Source organism: Copranaerobaculum intestinale (assembly GCF_009831105.1).
In the GTDB taxonomy this organism is placed as follows: domain Bacteria; phylum Bacillota_I; class Bacilli_A; order Erysipelotrichales; family Erysipelotrichaceae; genus Copranaerobaculum; species Copranaerobaculum intestinale.
The window spans coordinates 179,824-202,568 of record NZ_WUUQ01000001.1 but is presented as its reverse complement, the minus strand read 5'-3'; the positions used below and the strand labels follow the sequence as shown (position 1 = coordinate 202,568).

General features: G+C 45.5%; 27 protein-coding genes. 23 read left to right on the top strand and 4 right to left on the bottom strand.

The genetic code is table 11. The annotated features are described in order from the left end of the window. Positions 1-64: 64 nt before the first annotated feature. Positions 65-1,432 carry an NAD(P)/FAD-dependent oxidoreductase gene (locus GSF08_RS00990; protein WP_160624010.1) on the bottom strand — a complete coding sequence of 456 codons (1,368 nt, stop codon included), beginning with the start codon at positions 1,430-1,432 and terminating at the stop codon, positions 65-67. A gap of 138 nt (positions 1,433-1,570) precedes the next feature. Here GSF08_RS00990 and GSF08_RS00985 point away from each other — a divergent pair, with 138 nt between their 5' ends. From GSF08_RS00985 to GSF08_RS00965, 5 genes are all read left to right on the top strand, one after another. Next, positions 1,571-1,951, top strand: a complete 381-nt coding sequence (locus GSF08_RS00985; RefSeq protein WP_160624009.1) for a multidrug transporter — start codon at positions 1,571-1,573, stop codon at positions 1,949-1,951. 104 nt (positions 1,952-2,055) lie between these two features. Beyond that, on the top strand, positions 2,056-2,676 hold the full coding sequence (locus GSF08_RS00980) for an L-threonylcarbamoyladenylate synthase (protein ID WP_160624008.1): 621 nt from the start codon (positions 2,056-2,058) through the stop codon (positions 2,674-2,676). Beyond that, positions 2,673-3,116: a ribose 5-phosphate isomerase B gene (rpiB, locus tag GSF08_RS00975; protein ID WP_160624007.1), complete on the top strand. Its 444-nt coding sequence runs from the start codon at positions 2,673-2,675 to the stop codon at positions 3,114-3,116. The genes GSF08_RS00980 and rpiB overlap by 4 nt, the downstream gene beginning before the upstream one ends. Before the next feature lie 31 nt (positions 3,117-3,147). Next, on the top strand, positions 3,148-3,507 hold the full coding sequence (locus GSF08_RS00970) for a transporter (protein WP_249805791.1): 360 nt from the start codon (positions 3,148-3,150) through the stop codon (positions 3,505-3,507). Beyond that, positions 3,504-4,727, top strand: a complete 1,224-nt coding sequence (locus GSF08_RS00965) for a serine hydroxymethyltransferase (RefSeq protein ID WP_160624005.1) — start codon at positions 3,504-3,506, stop codon at positions 4,725-4,727. The genes GSF08_RS00970 and GSF08_RS00965 overlap by 4 nt, the downstream gene beginning before the upstream one ends. Before the next feature lie 143 nt (positions 4,728-4,870). On the opposite strand, the gene GSF08_RS00960 is transcribed toward GSF08_RS00965, so the two are convergent. The 3 genes from GSF08_RS00960 to GSF08_RS00950 form a co-directional block, all read right to left on the bottom strand. Continuing rightward, positions 4,871-5,236, bottom strand: coding sequence for an acyl-CoA thioesterase (locus tag GSF08_RS00960; protein ID WP_160624004.1), 366 nt, complete (start codon positions 5,234-5,236; stop codon positions 4,871-4,873). A gap of 95 nt (positions 5,237-5,331) precedes the next feature. Further along, positions 5,332-5,859 carry a biotin transporter BioY gene (locus GSF08_RS00955; protein ID WP_160624003.1) on the bottom strand — a complete coding sequence of 176 codons (528 nt, stop codon included), beginning with the start codon at positions 5,857-5,859 and terminating at the stop codon, positions 5,332-5,334. After that, complete coding sequence (locus GSF08_RS00950; protein ID WP_160624002.1) at positions 5,856-6,815, bottom strand: biotin--[acetyl-CoA-carboxylase] ligase; 960 nt, start codon at positions 6,813-6,815, stop codon at positions 5,856-5,858. Before GSF08_RS00950 ends, GSF08_RS00955 begins: the two co-directional genes overlap by 4 nt. Positions 6,816-7,184: 369 nt before the next feature. Between GSF08_RS00950 and GSF08_RS00945 the strand changes: the two genes are divergently transcribed. The 18 genes from GSF08_RS00945 to atpC all read left to right on the top strand — a co-directional run bounded on the left by GSF08_RS00945 (position 7,185) and on the right by atpC (position 22,724). Next, positions 7,185-8,372 carry a CaiB/BaiF CoA transferase family protein gene (locus GSF08_RS00945; RefSeq protein WP_160624001.1) on the top strand — a complete coding sequence of 396 codons (1,188 nt, stop codon included), beginning with the start codon at positions 7,185-7,187 and terminating at the stop codon, positions 8,370-8,372. A gap of 23 nt (positions 8,373-8,395) precedes the next feature. Next, the gene (locus tag GSF08_RS00940; protein ID WP_249805789.1) at positions 8,396-9,937 is read left to right on the top strand and encodes an acyl-CoA carboxylase subunit beta; all 1,542 of its coding nucleotides are present in this window, start codon (positions 8,396-8,398) and stop codon (positions 9,935-9,937) included. Between the two features lie 24 nt (positions 9,938-9,961). Further along, on the top strand, positions 9,962-11,200 hold the full coding sequence (locus GSF08_RS00935; protein ID WP_160624000.1) for an SLC13 family permease: 1,239 nt from the start codon (positions 9,962-9,964) through the stop codon (positions 11,198-11,200). 17 nt (positions 11,201-11,217) lie between these two features. Continuing rightward, entirely contained in the window at positions 11,218-11,556 is a 339-nt protein-coding gene (locus GSF08_RS00930; protein WP_160623999.1) for an OadG family protein, read from the top strand. Positions 11,557-11,573: 17 nt separating this feature from the next. Then, a complete protein-coding gene (locus GSF08_RS00925) occupies positions 11,574-11,942 on the top strand; it encodes a biotin/lipoyl-containing protein (protein ID WP_249805787.1) in 369 nt (122 codons plus the stop codon). 16 nt (positions 11,943-11,958) lie between these two features. Next, positions 11,959-13,113: a sodium ion-translocating decarboxylase subunit beta gene (locus tag GSF08_RS00920; RefSeq protein ID WP_160623998.1), complete on the top strand. Its 1,155-nt coding sequence runs from the start codon at positions 11,959-11,961 to the stop codon at positions 13,111-13,113. Between the two features lie 52 nt (positions 13,114-13,165). Continuing rightward, the gene (locus tag GSF08_RS00915) at positions 13,166-15,142 is read left to right on the top strand and encodes a BglG family transcription antiterminator (RefSeq protein ID WP_160623997.1); all 1,977 of its coding nucleotides are present in this window, start codon (positions 13,166-13,168) and stop codon (positions 15,140-15,142) included. A gap of 153 nt (positions 15,143-15,295) precedes the next feature. After that, on the top strand, positions 15,296-15,916 hold the full coding sequence (upp, locus tag GSF08_RS00910; protein WP_160623996.1) for a uracil phosphoribosyltransferase: 621 nt from the start codon (positions 15,296-15,298) through the stop codon (positions 15,914-15,916). Next, a complete protein-coding gene (locus tag GSF08_RS00905; protein ID WP_160623995.1) occupies positions 15,916-16,104 on the top strand; it encodes an AtpZ/AtpI family protein in 189 nt (62 codons plus the stop codon). Before upp ends, GSF08_RS00905 begins: the two co-directional genes overlap by 1 nt. Further along, a complete protein-coding gene (locus GSF08_RS00900) occupies positions 16,101-16,472 on the top strand; it encodes an ATP synthase subunit I (RefSeq protein WP_160623994.1) in 372 nt (123 codons plus the stop codon). Before GSF08_RS00905 ends, GSF08_RS00900 begins: the two co-directional genes overlap by 4 nt. 3 nt (positions 16,473-16,475) lie before the next feature. Next, a complete protein-coding gene (gene atpB, locus GSF08_RS00895) occupies positions 16,476-17,186 on the top strand; it encodes a F0F1 ATP synthase subunit A (protein WP_430641166.1) in 711 nt (236 codons plus the stop codon). A 28-nt stretch (positions 17,187-17,214) separates the two neighbouring features. Next, a complete protein-coding gene (gene atpE, locus GSF08_RS00890) occupies positions 17,215-17,457 on the top strand; it encodes an ATP synthase F0 subunit C (protein ID WP_160623993.1) in 243 nt (80 codons plus the stop codon). A gap of 37 nt (positions 17,458-17,494) precedes the next feature. Continuing rightward, positions 17,495-18,016 (top strand): F0F1 ATP synthase subunit B, encoded by a 522-nt coding sequence (gene atpF, locus GSF08_RS00885; RefSeq protein ID WP_160623992.1) that lies wholly within the window; start codon positions 17,495-17,497, stop codon positions 18,014-18,016. Continuing rightward, positions 18,001-18,543, top strand: coding sequence for an ATP synthase F1 subunit delta (atpH, locus tag GSF08_RS00880; protein ID WP_160623991.1), 543 nt, complete (start codon positions 18,001-18,003; stop codon positions 18,541-18,543). The genes atpF and atpH overlap by 16 nt, the downstream gene beginning before the upstream one ends. A gap of 14 nt (positions 18,544-18,557) precedes the next feature. Then, a complete protein-coding gene (gene atpA / locus GSF08_RS00875) occupies positions 18,558-20,075 on the top strand; it encodes a F0F1 ATP synthase subunit alpha (RefSeq protein ID WP_160623990.1) in 1,518 nt (505 codons plus the stop codon). A 3-nt stretch (positions 20,076-20,078) separates the two neighbouring features. Next, a complete protein-coding gene (gene atpG, locus GSF08_RS00870; protein WP_160623989.1) occupies positions 20,079-20,921 on the top strand; it encodes an ATP synthase F1 subunit gamma in 843 nt (280 codons plus the stop codon). A gap of 14 nt (positions 20,922-20,935) precedes the next feature. Then, a complete protein-coding gene (gene atpD / locus GSF08_RS00865) occupies positions 20,936-22,333 on the top strand; it encodes a F0F1 ATP synthase subunit beta (protein ID WP_160623988.1) in 1,398 nt (465 codons plus the stop codon). A gap of 1 nt (position 22,334) precedes the next feature. Then, positions 22,335-22,724 carry an ATP synthase F1 subunit epsilon gene (gene atpC / locus GSF08_RS00860; RefSeq protein WP_160623987.1) on the top strand — a complete coding sequence of 130 codons (390 nt, stop codon included), beginning with the start codon at positions 22,335-22,337 and terminating at the stop codon, positions 22,722-22,724. Positions 22,725-22,745: the final 21 nt, after the last annotated feature.

Below are 22,745 nucleotides of genomic sequence, written 5' to 3'. Positions count from 1 at the left end.
TCGCATGAAGCACTGCGTATATACAATAAGAAAAAATGATGTCCGACGACATCATTTTGCTTTTTTATTTGGAATAAAGATGACGCGCTGCATAGACGCCGGAGGCGCTGGCATGAGACAGCGAATGTGTAACACCGGAACAATCTCCGATCACATACAATCCTTTATGAATGGTTTCCAAATTCTCATCTACCTCTACTTCCAGGTTGTAAAACTTCACTTCAACACCGTATAAGAGGGTTGAATCATTTGCGGTACCGGGCGCAACCTTATCAAGCGCATAAATCATTTCGATAATTCCGTCCAACTGACGCTTAGGAATAACCAGGCTTAAATCACCAGGAGTAGCGCTCAGAGTAGGCGTCACAAAGCTTTCTGCTACACGGTTTGGTGTACTTCGCTGACCGCGGATCAAATCACCGAAGCGTTGTACGATGACCCCTCCGCCAAGCATATTAGATAAGCGGGCAATGGATTCACCATAGCCATTACTGTCCTTGAACGGTTCTGAAAAATGATTGCTTACCAATAAGGCAAAGTTTGTATTTTCCGTATAACGTGCCGGATCATCATAACTGTGGCCGTTCACGGTAATGATACCGTTGGTATTTTCAGATACCACGACACCGCGGGGATTCATACAAAATGTACGAACCAAATCCTGAAATTTATTGGTCCGATATACGATTTTACTTTCATATAATTCATCAGTCAAATCTGCGAATACCTCTGCCGGAAGCTCAACTCGGACACCGATATCCACGCGATTGCTGGAGGTTTTGATGCCTAGAGAATCACAGATTTCGCCCATCCACTTACTGCCGCTGCGGCCGGTCGAAATAATACAGCTAGTACCGGAATACGTTTCTCCTTTGGAGGTAATTTCATAACCCTCATCCAATTTCTTCACCGAATCCACCGGAGAAAGAAAGTGGAAATCCACGTGCTCAGAAAGTAATGCGTACAAATTTTCCAGCACCACATAGTTAATGTCTGTGCCCAAATGACGAACCTGTGCATCAAGCAGATGCAGGTCATTCTGCAAACATTTCTTTTTTAAGTGCGTGTTGGATGTGGAATACAGCTTGGTTCCTTTACCGCCGAATTTCAAATTCAGAGTATCGACGTATTGCATCAGCGCAATTGCCTGATCACGTCCCACATGCTCATATAGTGTACCGCCGAACTGATTGGTAATATTGTATTTGCCGTCGGAGAAAGCACCGGCTCCTCCAAATCCATTCATGATGGCACAGGATGGGCAGCTTACACAAGACTTAACCTTTTTACCGTCGATCGGACAGTGTCTTTTCTCCAAGGCATTTCCGGCCTCAAAAATACCGATTTTTAAATCAGGGCGAAGCTGCAATGCCTCATAAGCAGAAAAGATTCCGCCTGGTCCAGCTCCGATAATGATTAAATCATACTTCATACTATCCCTCATTTCCTCATGAATTTTAACATAAACCTCAAAATTAATCATCTGTTTGTCCTGAAAACTTTTATGAAAATGATTCCTGCGCGTTTAGAAAAGTGATTGCTGCCCATAATGCTGATAACGAGGTGAAGTATGAAGAAGTATTGGCTGATCATAGGTATCTGGTTTTTGGCAGTAACTACCCAGGTTTCCTGTAAGGGAAGTGAATCGGTAAGCTATCGTATCTATTACGATTCGTCAACATCATCTACCTATGAGATCAAGGATGACGTACAGCAGATATTTGATTATCTGACCAAGGGATTAGATAAAGATTCCTATGCGACGATTGTCATGAACAATCTGGAAAAGTTTGAAGCGATTCCCGATGTGAGTGCGCGCTGGAAAAGACAAACGCTTATAATTACAGAGGGAGATGGAGAAGGCAGTACTGTAAAAGGAAAATTAAAACGGGAATCCGTTTGTATGGAAAATGTAAAACCAAAGAGCTTCATTGTGGAACTGTTTCAATAATCATAAGAAGGAATATGATGAAAATATTCCTTTTTTTGTTTGTCGCGGATGATTATCTGTACCTATCTGTGATACAATGATGCCAGTTAGAAAGAGGTGATGGTATGGATACGATCCGATATCAGAAAGAAGATCAAGCGGTAGTAGCAGAGCTTCTGAAAGAGGGAGAAGTGATTGCCTTTCCTACCGATACAGTATATGGTCTGGGAGTCGTTTATTATAATGAAAATGCGTTGATGCGGCTGAAAGAAGCAAAGGGCCGTCCGGAAGCAAAACCGATTCCGACAATGGTGGCAGATGTCGGACAAATTGAAAAAATTGCTTATGTAGAGCCTAAGGCAAAAGCATTGATTCAGGCATTTATGCCGGGCGCTTTTACAATTATCTTAAAAAAGCGGGAAGATCTGCCGGCATATGTAACCAATGGGTTTCCTACCATCGGAATCCGCATGCCGGATGATGATTTTGTATTAGGCTTGATTCGCGCATGTGAAGTGCCGCTATTAGTTACCAGTGCCAATTTATCCGATTATCCCAGTGCTGTCACTGATCATGAAGTGCTGGATCAGTTAGATGGCAGAATCGATGGTATCGTGATGGGAAAAAGCAAAGCAACACAGGCAAGCACAATTGTCGATGTCAGTGACGGGAGCTTACAAATTATCCGCAGCGGTTTGATAACAGAAGCGGAAATCAGAAAGATCTGGGAAGGAGCAGAAGGATGAAAGTAGCGATAGGTTGTGATCACGGAGCATTTGAATACAAACAAATTTTAATGAAGGAACTGAAAAGCTGGGGACATGAAGTAAAGGACTTCGGAACCTTTACGCAGGAAAGCTGTGATTATTCAGATTTTGCGGCTGCAGTAGGTAAAGCGGTAGCCAGCGGTGAATATGATCGCGGAATTGTCATGTGCGGTACCGGCATTGGAGTCAGTATTTCAGCCAATAAAATAAAAGGGGTTCGCTGTGCGCTGTGCAGTGAAACAACCTCTGCACGGCTGACCAGAGAACATAATGATGCGAACGTATTAGCGATGGGGCAGCGCATTATCGGTGAAGAGCTGATGAAAGATATTGCGAAAATATGGCTGGATACACCATTCTCAAACGGTGAGCGCCATGTCCGAAGAATTGCGAAAGTCGCAGCTCTGGAAAAGGAATAGATACGTTATGGAACAAAACTGCCGGACGTTCATGATTAAAATCATGCGCATCATTGAGCTAGTGGTAGCTGTGCTGCTGGTGATTGCGATTGTGACAGCTTTGTTATTTACAATCAAGGATACCCTTCAGCTGACACTGAAAGGTTCTTTCTCTTTAGATTTGGTTATGAATGCCTGTTTGATGATTGTCATAGGGGTTGAATTTGTGAAGATGCTGATTCTGCACACACCGGAATCAGTGATGGAAGTACTTTTGTTTGTCGTTGCCCGCTATGTGGTAATGTCTCATTCAGGCAGCTTAGAGATCCTGTTTGGAATGATCTCGATCGCTTTGATCTTTTTTATAAGAAAATATCTGTTTGATAAAACAAACAAGGAGGAAAAGGAATGAACGATACTCAAATTGCGCAGATGATCGAAAAGGAACACGATCGGCAGCTTTATAATATTGAATTGATCGCTTCAGAAAACTATGTATCTCACGATGTTTTAGAAGCCGCAGGTAGTATTCTGACCAATAAATATGCGGAAGGCTATCCGGCAAAGCGTTATTACGGCGGCTGTGAATACATTGATGAAGTGGAAGTGCTGGCAAGGGAACGGGTAAAAGAAATTTTCCATGCTGAACATGCCAACGTACAGCCGCATTCCGGATCACAGGCAAACATGGGTGTTTATATGGCGGTCTTGCAGCCAGGCGATAAAGTCATGGGTATGGATCTAAGCGCAGGAGGTCATCTGACTCATGGGCATCCTCTGAATTTCAGTGGGACGATCTATGATTTTTGTGCTTATGGTGTACGCCGGGATGATGAGACGATCGATTATGAGGAGGCCCGTCGGGTTGCCCTGCAGGAAAAGCCAAAACTGATCATCGCGGGAGCCAGTGCCTATCCTCGGTTCATTGATTTTAAAAAATTCCGTGAGATTGCGGATGAAGTAGGTGCCTATTTTATGATGGATATGGCCCATATTGCCGGCTTGGTGGCAGCAGGACTGCATCCCAGCCCGGTGCCATATGCAGATTTTGTCACCAGCACCACGCATAAGACGCTGAGAGGTCCGCGCGGGGGCATCATTCTCTGCAAGGAAAAGTACGCAGCTCTGCTAGATAAGAAAGTATTCCCGGGAATGCAGGGTGGACCGCTGATGCATATCATTGCGGCGAAGGCGGTTTGCTTCCATGAAGCAATGGAGCCTGGATTCTTGGATTATCAGAAGCAGATCCTTACAAATGCGAAGACTTTGGCTGCGCGTATGCAGGAACACGGTTATCGTATTGTCAGCGGCGGTACGGATAATCATATGATGCTGGTTGATGTAAAAGGCAGTATTGGCATGAGCGGAAAGCAGGCAGAAAAGCTGCTTGATCTGGCAGGGATTACCTGTAATAAAAATACCATTCCTTTTGATCAGGAAAAACCATTTGTCACCAGCGGCATCCGTTTGGGTACACCGGCGATGACTACCCGGGGATTCAAAGAAAAGGAATTCACACAGGTGGCAGATTGGATTCATGAGGTACTCAGTCATCCTGATGATATGGCATACATTGAAAATATACGCAAGGAAGTTCGCGCATTAACAGGTCAATTTCCAATCGAGCGCTAATACATTTATTCAATAGGGTAAGCAATATCTTACACGATATAGGTACATGTGAACGTTATATGATAAAAGCAGAAGTTTATCAGCTGTTTTGCTGAAGCTTCTGCTTTTTTGTTTAAAAATGGATCAATGCGCTTCGGTAGGTTTTATTGTGCGGTTAATCCGTGCGGTACTTTGTTTCCTTCTTTATCAGTTGTGACAAAGATAATATCGGAACGGATATAAATTTGATTCGGATCCAGCACACCGCAGGCTTCACAGTGCACCTGAATGCTGGTTGTACCGACTGCGGTTATTTCACTTTCCATATGAATAAGGGCTCCCAGCGGAATCGGCAGCAGAAACTCCAGATTTTGAATACATCGGCAAACAATCTGATGGTTGCCCTGTACTGCGGCACCGGCAGAGAGAAAGCCCGCCTCCACCATCCAACTGGAGCCTTGTCCGGCAAACAGCGTTCCATGATCATTCAGATCGGTTGATTTTACAAATCGTTCTACTATATGTTTCATCATTTATTCTCCTTTGTCACTATTGTATCGCTTTTTTCAAAATCGTACGATCAAATTTCTTCCTTTTTTGATGCTTTCATTTCGATTTGACATCATTATTTAATAATGTGTGATAAGCGGCGATACAGGAAAGTGCTCAAGCAGACGCTGACAGTATCACCGGGCAGAAAGATAAAGCAGTAGGAAGTGAATAAAGCGGGAATAGTAATTGCAATATCCATGACATAGGTGAGAATAAAATACAAATAAGGCAAAGCGATCAGATACATACAAAGGATGGCGACTATTCCGCCAATTAGCGGTGATAAACGATGATGAATATGTCGGGTAATGTAACCGCTGATAGCTGCCGCGGGAAGAAATCCTAACAGAAAACCAAAGGTTGGATGCAGTACATAGCCTAATCCGCCGCCGCTGGTGAATACCGGCAGTCCAGCCAGCCCAAGCGCGATATATACAAGCACACTCAGCATCCCATATTTCCAATCTAACAGCATGCCGGATAATACGACAAATAAAAATTGGAGGGTGAAGGGCACGATCGGTACTGGAATCCGTAAAAAGGCACCAACACAGATCAAAGCAGTAAAAATGGCTGATAGGGTCATTTTTTTTGTATTCATTGGGCTCTCACGCTCACTTCCCCGCTGAAAACTTTTTGGGTGCGATTTTTCATCTGTACCAAAAGATTTGCTTGTTCGTCTATCCCGACCGCAGTTCCTTCCATAATATGATTCCCTTCATAGATAATGATCCGCTTGTTCATCAATATGGAAGCCTGCCGATATTCATCAAGATACTCACGCTGATCCAAATGCCGATAACATGCATCAAAATGTGTCAGAACCGAAGCGGCCAGGGCTGCTCTGGTAAACGGTTGGTCAGTATAGGTGTGCAGTGCTGCGGCTATGGGTTCCAGATCCTGCGGGAATGTTTCTTCCCAGCAATTGATACCGATTCCCAGTACTGCCCATTCAAAGCGGGCAGCGTCGGTTTCCAGATTTCCTTCACAAAGAATGCCGCAAATTTTATGATTATCGATCATCACATCATTGACCCATTTTATATCGGCATCAATGCCGCAGACATCTTTTATAGCACGGCGGACTGCCACCGCTGCGGCTGCTGTAATTAAAAGCGATTCATGAATGGAGCACGCAGGTCTTAGTACTAGGCTCATATAAAGACCTGCCTGCTTCGGAGAATAAAACTGTTTCCCTTTTCGTCCCTTGCCTTTGCTTTGATGTTCACTGATCACCACGGTACGTTCGGGAGCATTATGAAAGGCGAGCTCTTTCGCGGCGTCATTGGTAGATGTTACCGTTTTGCGGATATCAATATGAAAGTCATGATCGATCGGAAGATGCTTTTGTATCGCAGCTTCACTGAGCAAATCATCGGTTAAGCTCAAGGCATACCCTTTTCCCGGAAACCGCTGGATATCATAGCCTTCCTCAATTAGCACCCGGATACTTTTCCACACCGCGGCTCTGGTTATATGCAAAGATCGGGCGATTGCCTCACCGCTGACGACCGTTCCCTGATGCTGAATCAATAATTTCAATAATTCTGATTTCATGCTGGATCACCTCCTGTCTTAATCTTAGAAAATTCATACTTTTATGTAAACTTCAAAATTGGATTTGGTTTACGGACAATTTTGTTAAAATCCGTTATTAAATCACTGTTTCCGAATATTTCCATTAGATGTTGTATTTTAATTACCTTATATTAAGGAAAAAGTCTGTTTTTGTGGAACTGTTAAGCAGAAAAAATTACTTTTTATACCTGATATAGAACTATAAAAGGTATTAAATCTTCAGTTTTTAAAGGTTTTTTTCAATGTTTAGATGCGTTTCGACCCTATTTATAATGAGGGTATGAGCAGGGACTGTGAATTTTACAGAAAACTGCTGAGCATAATGGGTTGCAGAAGGAGGAAACTGAAATGTTGCCATTAGAAGGTATTAAAGTCGTCGATCTTACTCGTGTATTGTCGGGACCGTACTGTACGATGATCCTTGCCGATTTCGGAGCAGAAGTCATCAAAGTAGAAATGCCGAAAACAGGGGATGATTCAAGGGCATACGGACCTTATGTAAATGGGGAGTCCGCCTATTACATGAGTATCAACCGCAATAAGAAAAGCATTACCGTGGATACGAAGAATCCGGAAGGTATCGCATTGGTCAAACAGTTGATTGAAAAAGCAGATGTAGTGGTTGAAAACTTCAAACCGGGAACCATGGAAAAATTGGGCATGGGTTATGAGGATTTAAAGAAAATCAATCCGGAACTGATCTATGCCGCATGCTCGGGCTTCGGTCATACCGGACCGTATTCCAAGCGTCCGGCTTATGACGCAGTCGTTCAGGCAATGGGCGGTATCATGAGCATTACTGGGCCGGGAGAAGGCCAGTATACGCGTGTCGGCGCATCCATCGGGGATATCACCGCCGGACTGTTCTCAGCAATCGGGGTCATGATGGCGCTGTATCACAAAGAAAAGACCGGTAAGGGACAAAAAGTTGATGTTGCGATGCTGGACTGCCAGGTTGCGATTTTGGAAAATGCGATTGCCCGCTATTGTGTAAATGGTGAAATTCCGCAGCCAAGAGGTAACCGTCACGCATCCATTACGCCATTTGAAGATTTCACTTGTAAGGACGGCGTCAAGGTTATGGTCGCGATCGGCAACAATGGCTTATGGAAAAAATTCTGTACTGCCGCCGGTCATGAAGAACTGATCGAGGATGAGCGCTTTGTCGCAAATCCGCTGCGTACAAAGAACTATGATCAGCTGAAGCCGATCATGGATGAAATATTCCTGTCTAAAACCAGTGATGAATGGTATGAGTCATTGGTTGCAGCGAATGTTCCGGTTACCTATGTCAATACTGTCGATAAAGTTGTCAGCAATGAACAGGTTCTTGCTCGCGACATGATCGTCGAAGCAAATCACGAAGGGGTCGGACCGTTCAAGATGGCTAATACACCGATTAAAATGTCTGAAACCAAAGGTGGTTATCGTGAAGCAGCACCTCTGCTTGGCGAGAATACCGATGACATCTTAAAGAATTACCTGCAACTTAGCGATGAGGAAATCGAAGCTGTAAAAGCAAAAGGAATTCTTTAATAAATGAAAGAGGAAGAATTTATATGAATAAAATAGACGATTTAAAAGAACGTAAGAAGGTCATTGCCCTGGGGGGCGGAGAAAAGGCCATTGAGAAGCAGCATGCCAGCGGCAAGCTGACAGCGCGTGAGCGTATCGCAATGCTTCTGGATGAAGGCAGCTTTGAAGAAATTGATGCCTTTGTAACGCACCGCTGTACTGATTTCGGCATGGCCTCTAAAAAAACCCCGGCTGATGGTGTAGTCTGCGGTTTCGGTCTGATCAACGGACGCCGTGTATGTGTGTACGCACAGGATTTCACGGTGCTGGGTGGATCACTGGGCGAAATGCACGCGAAAAAAATTACCAAGATACAGGATCTGGCGATCAAAGCCGGCGTTCCGCTGATTGGTATGAACGACTCCGGCGGTGCCCGGGTACAGGAAGGGATCGCGGCTCTTCAGGGATATGGCGAAATCTTCGCCAGAAATATTTCCGCAAGCGGTGTAATTCCGCAGATTTCCGTTATTCTGGGACCATGTGCCGGCGGGGCAACGTATTCTCCGGCTTTAACCGACTTTATTCTGATGGTCAATAATGTGGGAAGAATGTTTATCACTGGACCGGATGTTATTAAAACTGTAACCGGCGAGGAAATTGAACAGGAAACGCTAGGCGGAGCCAGAACACATAATGAGGTAAGCGGTGTTGCTCACTATATGTCTGATAATGAAGAGGAATGCTTTGACTGCATTCGTGAGCTGCTTTCCTATCTTCCGCAGAATAACATGGAAACGACTCCCGAGGTTGCCTGCGATGATGATGTAAATCGTTTGTGTCCGGAGCTGGATACGATCATACCAGAACAGGCAAACAAAGCGTATGATATGAAAAAAGTTATTGAGTCTTTAAGTGACAACGGTACGTTTATGGAATATCAGCCGCTGTTTGCCCGCAATTTAATATGCGGTTATATGCGTTTAGATGGTAAGAGCGTCGGAGTAATTGCCAATCAGCCGAATATGATGGGCGGTTCTCTTGATATCGATGCATCCGATAAGGGGGCACGATTCATCCGTACCTGCGATGCCTTCAATATTCCCTTGCTGACTCTGCAGGATGTACCTGGCTTCCTGCCGGGCAGTGCCCAGGAATACGGCGGTATCATACGCCATGGGGCAAAGATGCTGTACGCATATGGAGAGGCTACCGTGCCTAAGATTACCGTAATCACGCGTAAGGGTTTCGGCGGCTCCTACATCGCAATGTGCTGTAAAGCGCTTGGCGGGGATCTGGTTTATGCTTGGCCTAGTGCTCAGATCGCGGTTATGGGCGCCAGCGGCGCGGCGAATATTGTATTTAGAAAAGAAATCAAGGCTGCGGATGATCCGGCTGCCTTACGAGTTGAAAAGATCAAAGAATATGAAGATACGGTCGCAAATCCGTATGTAGCAGGAAGTTTAGGCTACATCGATGATGTTATTGTTCCGAGCAAAACTCGTCAATATATCATTAATGCATTTGATATGCTTTCCGGCAAACGTGTGAGCACGGTATCAAAAAAACACGGGAACATACCTTTGTAAAAAAAAGAAAAGAGGAAAAAATTTATGAATATAGCACTCATAACCCTACTTTCCCTTGTCGCTACGATTGCCATTGGTTATTTCTTTAATGTCAATACCGGTATTCTCGGTATTGGCATGGCCTTCATTATGGGACAATTTATTGTAGGTTTAAATGCAAAGGAAATCGTGGGAGGTTTCCCTACATCAACCTTCGTTACACTGTTAGCGATGACGTTTTTGTTCAGTATCGCAAAGGTCAACGGTACGCTGGAAACGATTGCTTTAAAAATCGTTCAGCTGGCTAAGGGAAAAAGCAAGCTGCTGCCGTTTATCTTCTTTATCATTACCGGTGTATTATCTGCAGTTGGTGCAGGACCGATCGTTGCTCCGGCATTGATCTTCCCGATTGCCACAAGTGTTGGTAAACGTCAGGGTATCTCTGATATCCTTATGATTATTTCCGTTACAACCGGAGGTCTGGCCGGTGGTATGACACCGTTTGGACCATCTGGTATTATTGCGAACAACCTATGCGCAGAAGCGGGCATGACCAATTATCTGCCGGTTATTTTGACCATGGCAACGGTTGCCGTTGCACAGTTCTTAGTTCTGTTTACGATTTTCAAAGGATGGGGTATCAAAAATATGGGTACCTCTGATGAAGAGAAAATTGAAGCGCTGAATACTAAGCAGTATCTTACGTTGTTTGTCATCGTCTGTGTTATCATCGCGGCGATGTTCTTAAAATACGATATCGGTTTATGTGCAATGCTGGGCGGCGGCGTTCTGCTGCTGTGCAAGGCTGCTGATCAGAAGCCGGTTATCGCGGGCATTCCTTGGGGAACACTGCTGTTGGTCGGCGGCGTTACCGTACTGATCAAGGTAATTGACACAGCCGGCGGCATTACTCTGTTATCTGATTTGTTGTCTAACATTATGAGTGAGCAGACAGCCGGTTCCGTTATGGCAGTTATGGCCGGTTTGCTTTCAGCAGTATCCAGTGCATCCGGCGTCGTTATGCCGACTCTGATTCCGACCGTTACCAATATCGCCTCCGGTCTTGGCGGTATGGCTCCGCTGATTCTGGCGAGCGGTGTTATCATCGGTGCGCACGTTGTTACCATTTCTCCATTATCCACCATCGGTGCACTTGGCTTATCCTCAGCCAATGCGGAAACCGATAAAAATAAATTATTTGGCCAGCAGCTGATCTGTGCCGGTGTATCGCTCGCTGTAGCATTTGCACTTGGCTTGATCGGAGTCTATGGTTGGTTCATCTAATACGAAGGAGGTAACAAATGTACGGTAATCAAATATCCATGGGTGATGCGTTCACCATTACCATATTCAGTATGCTTCTGGTATTTTCAGCACTGATCATCATCTCTTATTTTATCGATCTGGTAGCCATGATGGTAAATCGAAAGAAAAAACCGGCCGCGGAACCTGTTTCCGCGGTACCGGCTGAAGCAAGCGTACCGGATACAGATGATACGGAATTGATCGCGGTGCTGGCTGCTGCGGTAGCGGCAACTAGTGGGAAATCTTTGGACAGCTTCATCGTCCGCAGCGCCCGCCGCGCAGACCGCGCAAAATCACCATGGGAACAAGCCGCATTACGGGATTTAATGAGATAGAAGGAGAAACGAAAACAATGATTAAAAAATACAACATTACAGTAAATGGCTCTTTATATGAAGTAGAAGTAGAGGAGCTGGGCGGTGTTGAAAGCAGCGCTGCCCCAGCTGCTGCGGCAGCCCCGAAAGCTGCCCCAAAGGCAAAATCAGCCGCACCGAAGCCAAGCGGGCAAGCGGGAGCGGTCAATGCACCGATGCCGGGAACGATCCTGTCCGTTGATGTGAAAGCTGGGGATTCGGTAAAAGCCGGCGATACGCTGTGCATTCTTGAGGCAATGAAAATGGAAAATGAAATTGTTGCCCCGGTTGATGCCACGGTAAAAGGTGTTCATGTAAACAAAGGTGACACAGTGGCAAATGGTGACCTGCTAATTACCCTGGAATAGGGAAAGGAGGTAAACCATGTTAGAAATCTTATCTAGTTTCTGGGAGAGTACCGGTTTCTATCATATCTTCGATATGTTCGATCTGAACCTGTTTGGTTTAGAGCTGCAATTACCGGGCTATCTCATTATGATTTGTATTGCCTGTCTGTTTCTGTATCTGGCTATTTGGAAGGGCTATGAACCATATTTGTTGATTCCGATCGCATTCGGAATGCTGTTAGTAAATCTTCCGATGGCCGGCTTAATGGAAGAGGGAGGATTATTGAAGCTTTTATATATCGGAACGGATCTAGGTATTTATCCGCCGTTGATATTCCTGTGTATCGGCGCATCAACGGACTTTGGACCGCTGATTGCCAATCCCCGCAGCTTATTGCTCGGTGCGGCGGCACAGTTTGGTATCTTCTTCACCTTTGTCGGAGCGATCCTGTTAGGCTTTACCGGTCCGCAGGCAGCTTCTATCGGTATTATCGGTGGAGCAGATGGTCCTACTGCATTGTACCTGACCTCTCGTTTGGCATCGGATCTGCTGGGTCCGATCGCGATTGCCGCTTACTCTTATATGGCGCTGGTGCCGATTATCCAGCCGCCGATCATGAAACTGCTGACAACGAAAAAAGAGCGAGAGATCAAAATGGTTCAGCTGCGTCAAGTTTCTAAGACGGAGCGCATCATTTTCCCGATCGCAACAACTTTACTGGTTATTCTTTTATTACCATCGGCCGCCGCATTAATCGGTATGCTGATGCTGGGCAATCTGATCAAGGAATCTGGTGTTGTTCCGAATTTGGTTGAAACAGTGACCAAATCGCTGATGTATATCGTATCTATTTTATTGGGCATTACCGTTGGCGCGAAAGCCGATGCCATTCACTTTCTGAATACGCAGACGATTTCTATCATCATTTTGGGTCTGCTTGCATTTTCTATCGGAACGGCTGCCGGTGTATTGTTAGGCAAGGTTATGTGCAAGCTAACCCATGGCAAGATCAATCCGCTGATCGGTGCTGCCGGTGTATCTGCCGTACCGATGGCTGCCCGTGTCGTTCAGAAAGAAGGACAGAAATACAATCCGAGCAACTTCCTGCTGATGCACGCAATGGGGCCAAACGTTGCCGGTGTTATCGGATCGGCGGTTGCGGCCGGAGCACTGCTGATGTTCTTCGGTTAATATTTACTATTGAAATAGGATAGTTTAGAATGAATAAAAGGTTGTGATATGCATGAAACGACTTACAACAAGACAGTATGCCATCCTCACGCAGCTGATCGAAAATGATGAATTTATCAATTCCGATCAGCTCTCTGTCCTGGTAGGTGCAGCCGGTAAAACGATCCGAAAGGATATCGAACACATGACAACGTTTCTGTATCGGGACTATGGTATCGATATTGAAGCGAAGAGCGGTATCGGCTTTTATCTGCACCGGGAAGACAGCGATAAATTCAAACGATTTATCGCTGATTTTCATAACGCCTATCAGAGTATTTATCCGTATACTAATAACGATTACCGCATGCATTATCTGATGCAGCGGCTGCTGTCGGCCAATGAGCATATCAAAATCAGTGATCTGTGCGATGAAATCTATTCAAGCCGAACCATTATTACCTCAACTTTAAAAACCATCCGCCAGATTTTTGTAGACTATGATCTGCTTCTGGAACAGACACCAAATCACGGCCTTATCGTTACCGGCAAGGAACGAAACAAACGAATCTGTTTAATTAATGAATATATGTATTATCAGGCAATGCGGGGAACGATTTATGAGGTTAAGGAATATCATGATCTCTTTTGGATCGATGAAGCATCCTATAAGATCATTCGTGAAACGATGATGAATTACCTGAAGCGTGAACACAATTATATTATTTCACATCAGGGATCCAAAAAAGTCATTCTTGCGATCATCCTTATGCTGAGCCGCCGCCGCTATGCACAGGTGGTATCATTTACCGGTGAGGAAAGTTTTAAAACCTTCCATACCTTCTCTTACGGGGCAGCAAAAGAAATTCTGGAAATACTGTCCAAAAAACTTCATTTTGAAGTACATCCGGAAGATATCACCTTCATAGCGATCATTATGCTTGGCTTTAGAAACATCCTCTCGTATCAGGAAGTACACGTAAAGAAGCGCCTTGATGAAGGTATGATGCTGATTGATGAGGCGCTTCATTACATCTATGAAAAAACCGGCACACAGGAGCTGCTGTATGATCAACATTTAAAGGAACAGCTCGACTTCCATTTTGTTTCTATGAAAGTTCGTTTTGAGTATAATTTAATTATTGACTATATCTCCGGTGATCTGGTCAACAAGAAATGTCCGATTGCGGTGGAATACGCGGTTCTGTGCTGTGACTATATCCAAAATTATACTGGTTTTCCAATCAATCGCTGCGAAGTGATGTACATGGCTTACCTGTTTATGGCTGCACTATCGCGAATTGACAAGACTTACAGCAGAGACAATCGAATCGCAGTCATTGCAACGGTTGGACGTGATGTCGCTCTGGCGATTGCCGAAACGGTGTTTAAGCAGTTTCCGCGCTTTGCCCGCAGTATTGATACCTTTGAGGAATATCAGCAGGAACTGATCGAGGATCATACCTATGACTATATCCTGACCGATCTTCCGTTTTCCGGGTTTCATTTGCCGCATACGAAACTGATTCACTTTGATTTTTATCTACAGGAGAGCGATTATCAGAAGGTACGCTATATTTATCAGAATAAGCCGTACATGCTGGAACGCTATCGCGCGATCTTTCGCAAGGATCTGTTCTTTCAACTATCGATCAGCGGCACCAAAAACGAGATCATTCATGAGTTGTCGCAGTGCATCGCCCAAAAGCTATCGGGAATGGAACAGCTGGAAGCGGATATTCGAATGCGCGATCGCATGACGCCGTTAGAGAACAGCAATAATATTGCATTCTTCAAAACCTCGGAGAACTTTCAGGACAGATCCTTCGCAGCAGTATTCTTTCTGGATAAACCGATGATCTGGTTCCGTGAATCGGTACAATGCTTCATCATGCTGAGTATCGGCAGCGAAGAAAAAGAGGACATTCTGCTGTTTCAGGAACCGTTTGCGAAGTTTCTGAATGACAATAAAGCAATGCTAAGTGTGCTGGAAGTACCAACGTATGAGAATTTTATGGTATGTCTGGAAGACTCCCTGAAATCACTCTAATAATTATATAGAAAGCCACTTTGTGGCTTTTCAAATGCTCATTTGAAAAATTTATCAATCCATGCGGCAAACCGTCATAAACATTTTGTATTTTAAAAACTGGTTTGTTATAATGAAAGCAGTATGTAAATAAGTACAGAAGGAGATGAAGTCATGCTGCATGTTTTAAAGCATCCATTAATTACGCATAAGCTGACGCAGATGCGTAAAAAAGAAACAGGAACGAAAGATTTTCGTCAGAATCTGGATGAGATCGGTGGTTTGATGGTATATGAAATTACCCGCAATCTTCCAGTGCAGCCGGTTACGATAGAAACCCCGGTTGCGACCTGTGAAACATTTGAACTGAAAAAAGAAGTTATTTTGGTTCCGATTCTGCGTGCCGGACTTGGCATGGTCAGTGGAATCTGCAATTTGGTTCCGACGGTAAAGGTCGCTCATATCGGTTTGTACCGCGATGAGGAAACGCTGGAGCCGCATCCGTATTTTGAGAAGTATCCAAAACAGATGCCGGAGGCTACCGTGATCATTGTCGATCCTATGCTGGCAACCGGAGGAAGCGCCAATGCTGCCATTGATATGGTAAAGCGTCAGGGAGCCAAGGATATCCGACTGGTGTGCTTGGTCGGTGCCCCGGAAGGTGTGGCGGCTGTTGAAAAGCAGCATCCGGAAATTGATATCTACTTGGCAGCGCTTGACGAAAAGCTGAATGAAAAAGGCTACATTATACCTGGCCTTGGTGATGCCGGAGACCGTATTTTCGGAACGAAGTAATGCATGATTATCACCGGGCAATGCGTTTCATCGGGATGATGGCGATCTCATCCATACTGGCGGTGTTCATCGGACATTGGCTGGATGAAGTGTTACATACAACCCCGATCATTATGCTGGCGCTGTTAGCATATGCGATCGGCGGAAGCTTTTATCAATTATTGAAAGATACGGGTGATGAGTCATGAATGAAGAACAGCAGGAATATCAAAGAATCCGTCGGCTGAATGTGATTCTGGTGATAATCGCTGCCCTTTGTTCCATACTAATCTTTGGAAAATCCGGCGTTACCGTCAGTGCCGGTGTCGTTATCGGCGGCTGTGCCGGAATATTAGGCTTCAATAGTATCATCCGTATGAGTGAGAAGGTAAGCGGCGAGCTTCAGGATGCCTCGCGCTTCGCATATACTCGCTATATGCGCCGTTATCTCATGTATACCGTAATTTTCGCTTTGGCCGTATGGCGGGGCATTCATCCGATTGCGCTGCTGGCCGGTTATCTCTGCAACAAACTTGCAATTCTGATTGATACCGCAAGGTATAAGGAAGGAGGTTAGATAGTGGAAAACTTTGACGGACTGCTGATTCATATCGGCGGTATGGATATACAGCTGCACACATCCATTATTAACTGGCTGATGATCGGTCTGGTACTGTGCCTGTTCTTCATCATCGTCGGCAAAAAATTTGAGACTGCTGATGAACGCAAGGCGCCCAAAGGGATCTTGCTGATCGCAGAAATGATTGTTGGCCTATGCAAGTCGATCATCGGTGACAACCTGAAAGAATCGACTCGTCATTATATCCCGTTCTTTGGAACTTTGATCATGATGATGGCCGTCAGCAACCTTTTGGGGCTCTTGGGACTTCAGCCACCAACATCAAATTTAAGTGTCAACGTTACGCTGGCATTGATGATGTTTCTGCTGATTCAGTTCACCAATGTAAAGGAAAACGGTCTTGTAAATCGTTTGAAACAATGGCTGGATCCATTCCCATTCTTGGCTCCGCTGAATATCATTGGTGATTGTGCACTGCCGATTTCCCTATCGTTACGTCTGTTCGGCAACCTGCTTGCCGGAACGATCATCATGGGCTTGTTTTACAGCCTTTTACAGTCGGTATGGCCGTTTACGATCTTAGGATATGTCGTAACGCCGTTCCTGCATTTCTATTTTGATATATTTTCTGGTCTGATTCAGACCTATATCTTCTTTACTCTTGCAAGCTTCTTCTTAAGTGAAGCTAAAGCATCTGAGGAAGAAGCGTAATCGTAATTAACACAAGGAGGAAAATGTTATGTTTAACGATTCTTTTGTACAGGGTATGGCACTGTTGGGTGCTGGTATCGCAATGATCGCTGGTTTAGGTCCTGGTATTGGACAGGGTATTGCCGCAAGTAAGGGTGCGGAATCCGTGGGAAGAAATCCGGATGCGGCCGGTAAGATCCGTTCCATCATGGTACTGGGTATCGCACTTGCCGAAACCACGGGTATTTACGCTCTGATCATCGCCCTGATTCTGATTTTCATGAAAGGTTAATCAAAGCCGAATGCTGTTAATTAGGAGGTGATCAGCTATGGGAATTACAATCGATAATTATCTGCGCTTAAATGTGACAGATATGCTTATGGTACTGATTTCGACATTTCTAATCGTGCTGATCGCATATAAATTCTTCTGGAGTAAGGTTCTTGATTATCTGAAACGTCGGGAAGACGCCATAGCCGGTGATCTAAAAGCCGCGGCGGATGAAAAGGCCGCTGGAGAAGCCATGCGAGTGGAATATGAAACCCAGCTGGCTGGTGCGAAAGGAGAAGCGCTGGAAATCATCGATAAGGCAAAAGTACATGCCAAGGATGAAAAACAGGCTGCTTTAAAACAGGCAAAGGCGGAAGCCGATAAAATCAAAGAAAAGGCATTGCAGGATATCGAACGGGAAAAACTGCAGGCAAAGGAAGAAATCAAAGATCAGATTACGGAAGTTGCTTTTCTGGCTGCTGAGAAGATCGTCGGAAAAGAACTGGATGAAGCCAAGCATAAGGATTATGTCAAGGACTTCATTGATAACGCTGGTGAAGCATCATGGACAAGCGAGTAGCCGGCGGATACAGCGATGCGCTGTTTGAACTCGCATCGGAAGAAAAAAACTGGGACAGCTATAAGCAGGATCTTTTGAAGGTTGCCGATACGCTGAAGGCCAATCCGGAAATGATGACGGTGCTGGCACATCCCAAAGTAACGAAGGATGACAAGAAAGCGATCCTCACTACGGTTTTTGAAAATGAGGTAACGCTTCATATATTGTATTTCCTGAAGCTGCTGATCGATAAGAACCGATTTGGCGGTATCTTTGATATTGTCAAGGCATTTATCGCGCAGTACAATGAAGCATTTGGTATCGTTGTGGCACATGTATCCACAGCGCATGCGCTTGATGAGCAGGAACGTGCTGATCTGATCAAAATGCTGGAAACGAAAACAAAGAAGAAAATTGAACTGGTGATCCGCGTAGATGAAAGTCTGCTGGCTGGGCTCCGGATTAAAATCAAGGATGAAGTGCTGGATAATACCGCAAAGACACGTCTGTATCGGATGCGCAATACGGTTGACAGCGCAGTCCTGTAAGTGAGGTGAAAGCTGTGAGTTTAAGACCTGAAGAGATCAGTAAAATTATTAAAGAGCAGATCAAGCACTATGATGAAAAGCTGGAGGTTGGAGAAACCGGTACGGTAATCACGATCGGAGACGGCATCGCGTTGGTGCATGGTTTGGAAAACGCAATGGCCGGTGAGCTTTTATTGTTTCCGCATGATGTATACGGAATGGTGCTGAACCTGGAAGAGGATCATGTCGGAGCGGTGCTCATGGGCGAAGATTCGGGAATCAAAGAGGGTGACGAGGTTAAGCGCACCGGACGGATCGTAGAGGTTCCGGTCGGTGATGAGCTTTTAGGACGTGTCGTCAATGCTCTGGGTCAGCCGATTGATGGCGGAGTGCCGTTTACAACGAATAAACGCCGTCCGATTGAGCGTGTAGCGCCAGGGGTCATGACGCGTAAATCAGTACATCAGCCGGTGCAGACCGGACTCAAAATCATTGACTCTATGATACCGATTGGCCGTGGTCAGCGTGAATTGATCATCGGCGATCGTCAAACCGGAAAGACTGCGATTGCGATCGATACGATCATCAATCAAAAGGACTCCGGAATCAAATGCATTTATGTTGCAATCGGACAGAAGGCGTCTACGGTTGCGCAGATTGTCGAAAAGCTGCGTACCCACGATGCATTGAGCTATACTACCATCGTTTCCAGTACGGCCAGTGAGCCGGCACCGCTTCAATACATCGCTCCTTATGCGGGCTGTGCTATCGGAGAGGAATGGATGGAAAACGGTGAGGATGTTCTGATTGTTTACGATGATTTAAGTAAACATGCGGTCGCTTATCGAACCATGTCATTACTGTTGAAACGTCCGCCGGGACGTGAAGCATATCCGGGCGATGTTTTCTATCTGCATTCCAGACTGCTGGAGCGGGCGGCGAAAATGAGCGATGAATACGGAGCCGGTTCCTTGACTGCGCTGCCGATCATCGAAACGCAGGCAGGTGATATTTCTGCCTATATTCCAACCAATGTTATTTCAATTACAGACGGACAGATATTCTTGCAGACTGAGCTGTTTAACAGCGGTGTTCGTCCAGCCGTTGATTCCGGACTTTCGGTATCACGCGTAGGTTCTGCGGCACAGACCAAAGCGATGAAACAGGTATCCGGTTCATTAAAGCTGGAACTGGCTCAGTATCGGGAAATGCAGGCATTCGCAAAATTCGGAAGCGATCTGGACGCGGCGACCAAAGCCACATTGGATCATGGAGAGCGACTGACTCAGCTTTTGGTTCAGAAGCAATATGATCCGCTGACCATGCCGCAGCAGGTATTATCCTTATTTGCAGCGAAGAATAAATATCTAAAATCTATTCCGGTGGCTAAAATTTCTAAATATGAACAGGAAATGCATGCTTATATCGAACGGAACCATCAGGAAATTATGAAGCAGCTGGAAGAAAAACAGAAAATCGATGAAAGCCTGGATTCGGAAATCAGAAAAGCGCTGGATGCGTTCGCTGTTGAATTTGCGCAGCTGGAAGGATAAACCATGGCTGTCAATAAACTGGCTATCAAAACACGAATCCGTTCGGTTGAATCGACCAGTAAGATCACCAAAGCGATGCAGTTAGTTGCTGCCAGTAAGCTGAAACGGCAGAAAGAGCACATGGAGAAAAACCGTGAATATGCGTATTACTTTAAGGAAACTGTAAGTGAAATTCTGCCGACGATCAAATTTTCCAAGCATCCGTTTTTGAAAGCGAATGCTGAGGGTAAGCCGTTAACGATTGTCTTTACCAGTGATATGGGATTATGCGGCGGATACAATGCCAATGTATATCGTATGATTCAGGAAGAAATTGGTGAAGATGATCCGATTATCATGGTGGGAAGCCGCGGTGAGGGATGGATTCATCATCGTTCTTTCCGCGTCATCAAAACCGTCTCGGGAATGGATGACAATGATTATGGAATGATTGCATCGCTTGCGGATGAGGCGCTTGCGATGTTCTGCAGGCAGGAAATTGCATCGATTCGTATCTTATACACGCATTTTAAAAATGCCGTTACGTTTGAACCGCAGCTGGTTACTTTGCTGCCGATTGAAGCAGAAGCTGATGAACAGCAAATTACCAGAGATACCATCTTTGAACCGGAAGGGGATAAGATATTGGACACCTTAGTACCAATGTATGTTCGTTCACTCTTATTCAGCTATTATCTGGAAACCAAAACGAGTGAGCAGGCAAGCCGCCGTACCGCTATGGAGACGGCTACCGATAATGCGGATGAGCTGCGTACGACATTGGAATTGCAGTATAACCAGGCGCGCCAGGCAGCGATTACCCAGGAAATAACGGAAATTGTCGGCGGCGCCAACGCACTCGAGTGAAAGGAGTGAAAGCTTTGTCAAATATAGGAAAAGTAGTACAGGTCATCGGACCTGTTGTTGACGTATTGTTTGAAAATGAACTGCCTTCCCTGTTGAATGCTATTGATATTCCGTTGGCGGACGGCAAAAAACTTGTTGTGGAGGTTGCTCAGCATGTCGGTGATGATCACATTCGCTGTATTGCCATGGGTTCCACGGATGGATTAGTTCGTGGAATGGAAGCGATTGATACCGGCGCACCGATTCAGGTACCGGTAGGCAAAGAAGTTTTGGGCCGCATGTTCAACGTGCTCGGGGATGAGATTGATGAATTACCGCCGCTGGATAGCTGTGTAAAGCGGATGCCGATCCATCGCGACGCACCGGCTTTTGATGAACAGCAGACCGGAACAGAGATTCTGGAAACCGGAATCAAGGTCATTGACTTGCTGTGCCCATATGCCAAGGGCGGTAAGATTGGATTATTTGGGGGTGCCGGTGTCGGCAAAACTGTTCTGATCCAGGAATTGATTCACAATATCGCCAAGGAACACGGGGGCATGTCTGTTGTTACCGGTGTTGGAGAACGCACCCGTGAAGGAAACGACATGTATCATGAAATGAAAGACAGCGGCGTTTTAGATAAGACGGTGTTGGTATACGGTCAGATGAATGAGTCTCCGGGAGCCCGCATGCGGGTTGGCTTATCCGGACTCACGATGGCGGAGCATTTCCGTGACAGCGATCATCAGGATGTATTGCTGTTCATCGATAATATCTTCCGCTTCACCCAGGCTGGTTCAGAAGTGTCCGCACTGCTGGGCCGCATGCCTTCAGCCGTCGGTTATCAGCCGACGCTGGCCACAGAAATGGGACAGCTTCAGGAACGTATCACATCGACCAAGAACGGTTCTATCACGTCCGTGCAGGCAATCTATGTACCTGCGGATGACTTGACCGATCCGGCTCCGGCAACCGCGTTCTCTCATCTGGATGCGAAAACCGTACTGGATCGAGGCATTGCGGCACTCGGTATTTATCCGGCAGTTGATCCGCTGGAATCCAATTCTCGAGTACTGGATCCGCAGGTAGTAGGTGACGATCACTACGAGGTTGCACGCGGTGTTCAAAGCCTGCTTCAGCGTTACAAAGAATTGCAGGACATTATTGCCATTCTCGGAATGGACGAATTAAGTGAAGAGGACAAGGTAGTTGTAAACCGTGCCCGTCGTGTCCGCAATTTCCTGTCGCAGCCATTTAACGTGGCGGAACAATTTACCGGTATGCAGGGACGCTATGTACCAATGGAAGAAACAGTGCGAAGCTTCAAGGAATTGCTGGATGGCAAATACGATGATCTGCCGGAGCAGGCATTTATGTTCGCCGGTACAATTGAAGAAGTTGTAGAAAAAGCGAAAACTTTAGGTGAATAGTATGATCCAGGTAAAGATTATCACGCCCGTAGGATTATATCTTGAAACTGAAGCAGAAGCGGTTCACGTAAGAACCGTGGATGGCGAACGCACACTGCTTCCCAATCATATGCCGATTGTGGCGATGCTTGCGACCAGCCGGCTGCAGCTGAAGATCAAAGGTGAATATCAGGACTATGCCGTTTCCGGAGGAATTCTTCAATTTCAGGACAATGCATGCCGAATCCTGTGTGATGCCATTGAAGGAAAAAGCGAAATCGATTTGAAGCGAGCAGAAGAAGCACGGAAACGGGCCGAAGCGAGGCTAGCGAAAATTGATTCTGAAACCAATATGGAACGGGCGCAGATCGCTTTAGAAAAAGCGATAAATCGAATCCGTGTAGGACAATAAACAACAGTTATCATGACTGTT

What these genes read in the sequence shown, in the direction of transcription:
- GSF08_RS00970 (WP_249805791.1), top strand. Translation starts at nt 3,148, where the DNA reads ATGATTAAAATCATGCGCATCATTGAGCTAGTGGTAGCTGTGCTGCTG.
- GSF08_RS00940 (WP_249805789.1), top strand. Translation starts at nt 8,396, where the DNA reads ATGAATAAAATAGACGATTTAAAAGAACGTAAGAAGGTCATTGCCCTG.
- rpiB (WP_160624007.1), top strand. Translation starts at nt 2,673, where the DNA reads ATGAAAGTAGCGATAGGTTGTGATCACGGAGCATTTGAATACAAACAA.
- GSF08_RS00985 (WP_160624009.1), top strand. Translation starts at nt 1,571, where the DNA reads ATGAAGAAGTATTGGCTGATCATAGGTATCTGGTTTTTGGCAGTAACT.
- atpC (WP_160623987.1), top strand. Translation starts at nt 22,335, where the DNA reads ATGATCCAGGTAAAGATTATCACGCCCGTAGGATTATATCTTGAAACT.
- GSF08_RS00935 (WP_160624000.1), top strand. Translation starts at nt 9,962, where the DNA reads ATGAATATAGCACTCATAACCCTACTTTCCCTTGTCGCTACGATTGCC.
- atpE (WP_160623993.1), top strand. Translation starts at nt 17,215, where the DNA reads ATGTTTAACGATTCTTTTGTACAGGGTATGGCACTGTTGGGTGCTGGT.
- GSF08_RS00950 (WP_160624002.1), bottom strand. Translation starts at nt 6,815, where the DNA reads ATGAAATCAGAATTATTGAAATTATTGATTCAGCATCAGGGAACGGTC.
- GSF08_RS00925 (WP_249805787.1), top strand. Translation starts at nt 11,574, where the DNA reads ATGATTAAAAAATACAACATTACAGTAAATGGCTCTTTATATGAAGTA.
- GSF08_RS00920 (WP_160623998.1), top strand. Translation starts at nt 11,959, where the DNA reads ATGTTAGAAATCTTATCTAGTTTCTGGGAGAGTACCGGTTTCTATCAT.
- GSF08_RS00905 (WP_160623995.1), top strand. Translation starts at nt 15,916, where the DNA reads ATGCATGATTATCACCGGGCAATGCGTTTCATCGGGATGATGGCGATC.
- GSF08_RS00900 (WP_160623994.1), top strand. Translation starts at nt 16,101, where the DNA reads ATGAATGAAGAACAGCAGGAATATCAAAGAATCCGTCGGCTGAATGTG.
- upp (WP_160623996.1), top strand. Translation starts at nt 15,296, where the DNA reads ATGCTGCATGTTTTAAAGCATCCATTAATTACGCATAAGCTGACGCAG.
- GSF08_RS00980 (WP_160624008.1), top strand. Translation starts at nt 2,056, where the DNA reads ATGGATACGATCCGATATCAGAAAGAAGATCAAGCGGTAGTAGCAGAG.
- GSF08_RS00990 (WP_160624010.1), bottom strand. Translation starts at nt 1,432, where the DNA reads ATGAAGTATGATTTAATCATTATCGGAGCTGGACCAGGCGGAATCTTT.
- atpG (WP_160623989.1), top strand. Translation starts at nt 20,079, where the DNA reads ATGGCTGTCAATAAACTGGCTATCAAAACACGAATCCGTTCGGTTGAA.
- GSF08_RS00915 (WP_160623997.1), top strand. Translation starts at nt 13,166, where the DNA reads ATGAAACGACTTACAACAAGACAGTATGCCATCCTCACGCAGCTGATC.
- atpH (WP_160623991.1), top strand. Translation starts at nt 18,001, where the DNA reads ATGGACAAGCGAGTAGCCGGCGGATACAGCGATGCGCTGTTTGAACTC.
- GSF08_RS00965 (WP_160624005.1), top strand. Translation starts at nt 3,504, where the DNA reads ATGAACGATACTCAAATTGCGCAGATGATCGAAAAGGAACACGATCGG.
- GSF08_RS00930 (WP_160623999.1), top strand. Translation starts at nt 11,218, where the DNA reads ATGTACGGTAATCAAATATCCATGGGTGATGCGTTCACCATTACCATA.
- GSF08_RS00945 (WP_160624001.1), top strand. Translation starts at nt 7,185, where the DNA reads ATGTTGCCATTAGAAGGTATTAAAGTCGTCGATCTTACTCGTGTATTG.
- atpF (WP_160623992.1), top strand. Translation starts at nt 17,495, where the DNA reads ATGGGAATTACAATCGATAATTATCTGCGCTTAAATGTGACAGATATG.
- GSF08_RS00960 (WP_160624004.1), bottom strand. Translation starts at nt 5,236, where the DNA reads ATGAAACATATAGTAGAACGATTTGTAAAATCAACCGATCTGAATGAT.
- GSF08_RS00955 (WP_160624003.1), bottom strand. Translation starts at nt 5,859, where the DNA reads ATGAATACAAAAAAAATGACCCTATCAGCCATTTTTACTGCTTTGATC.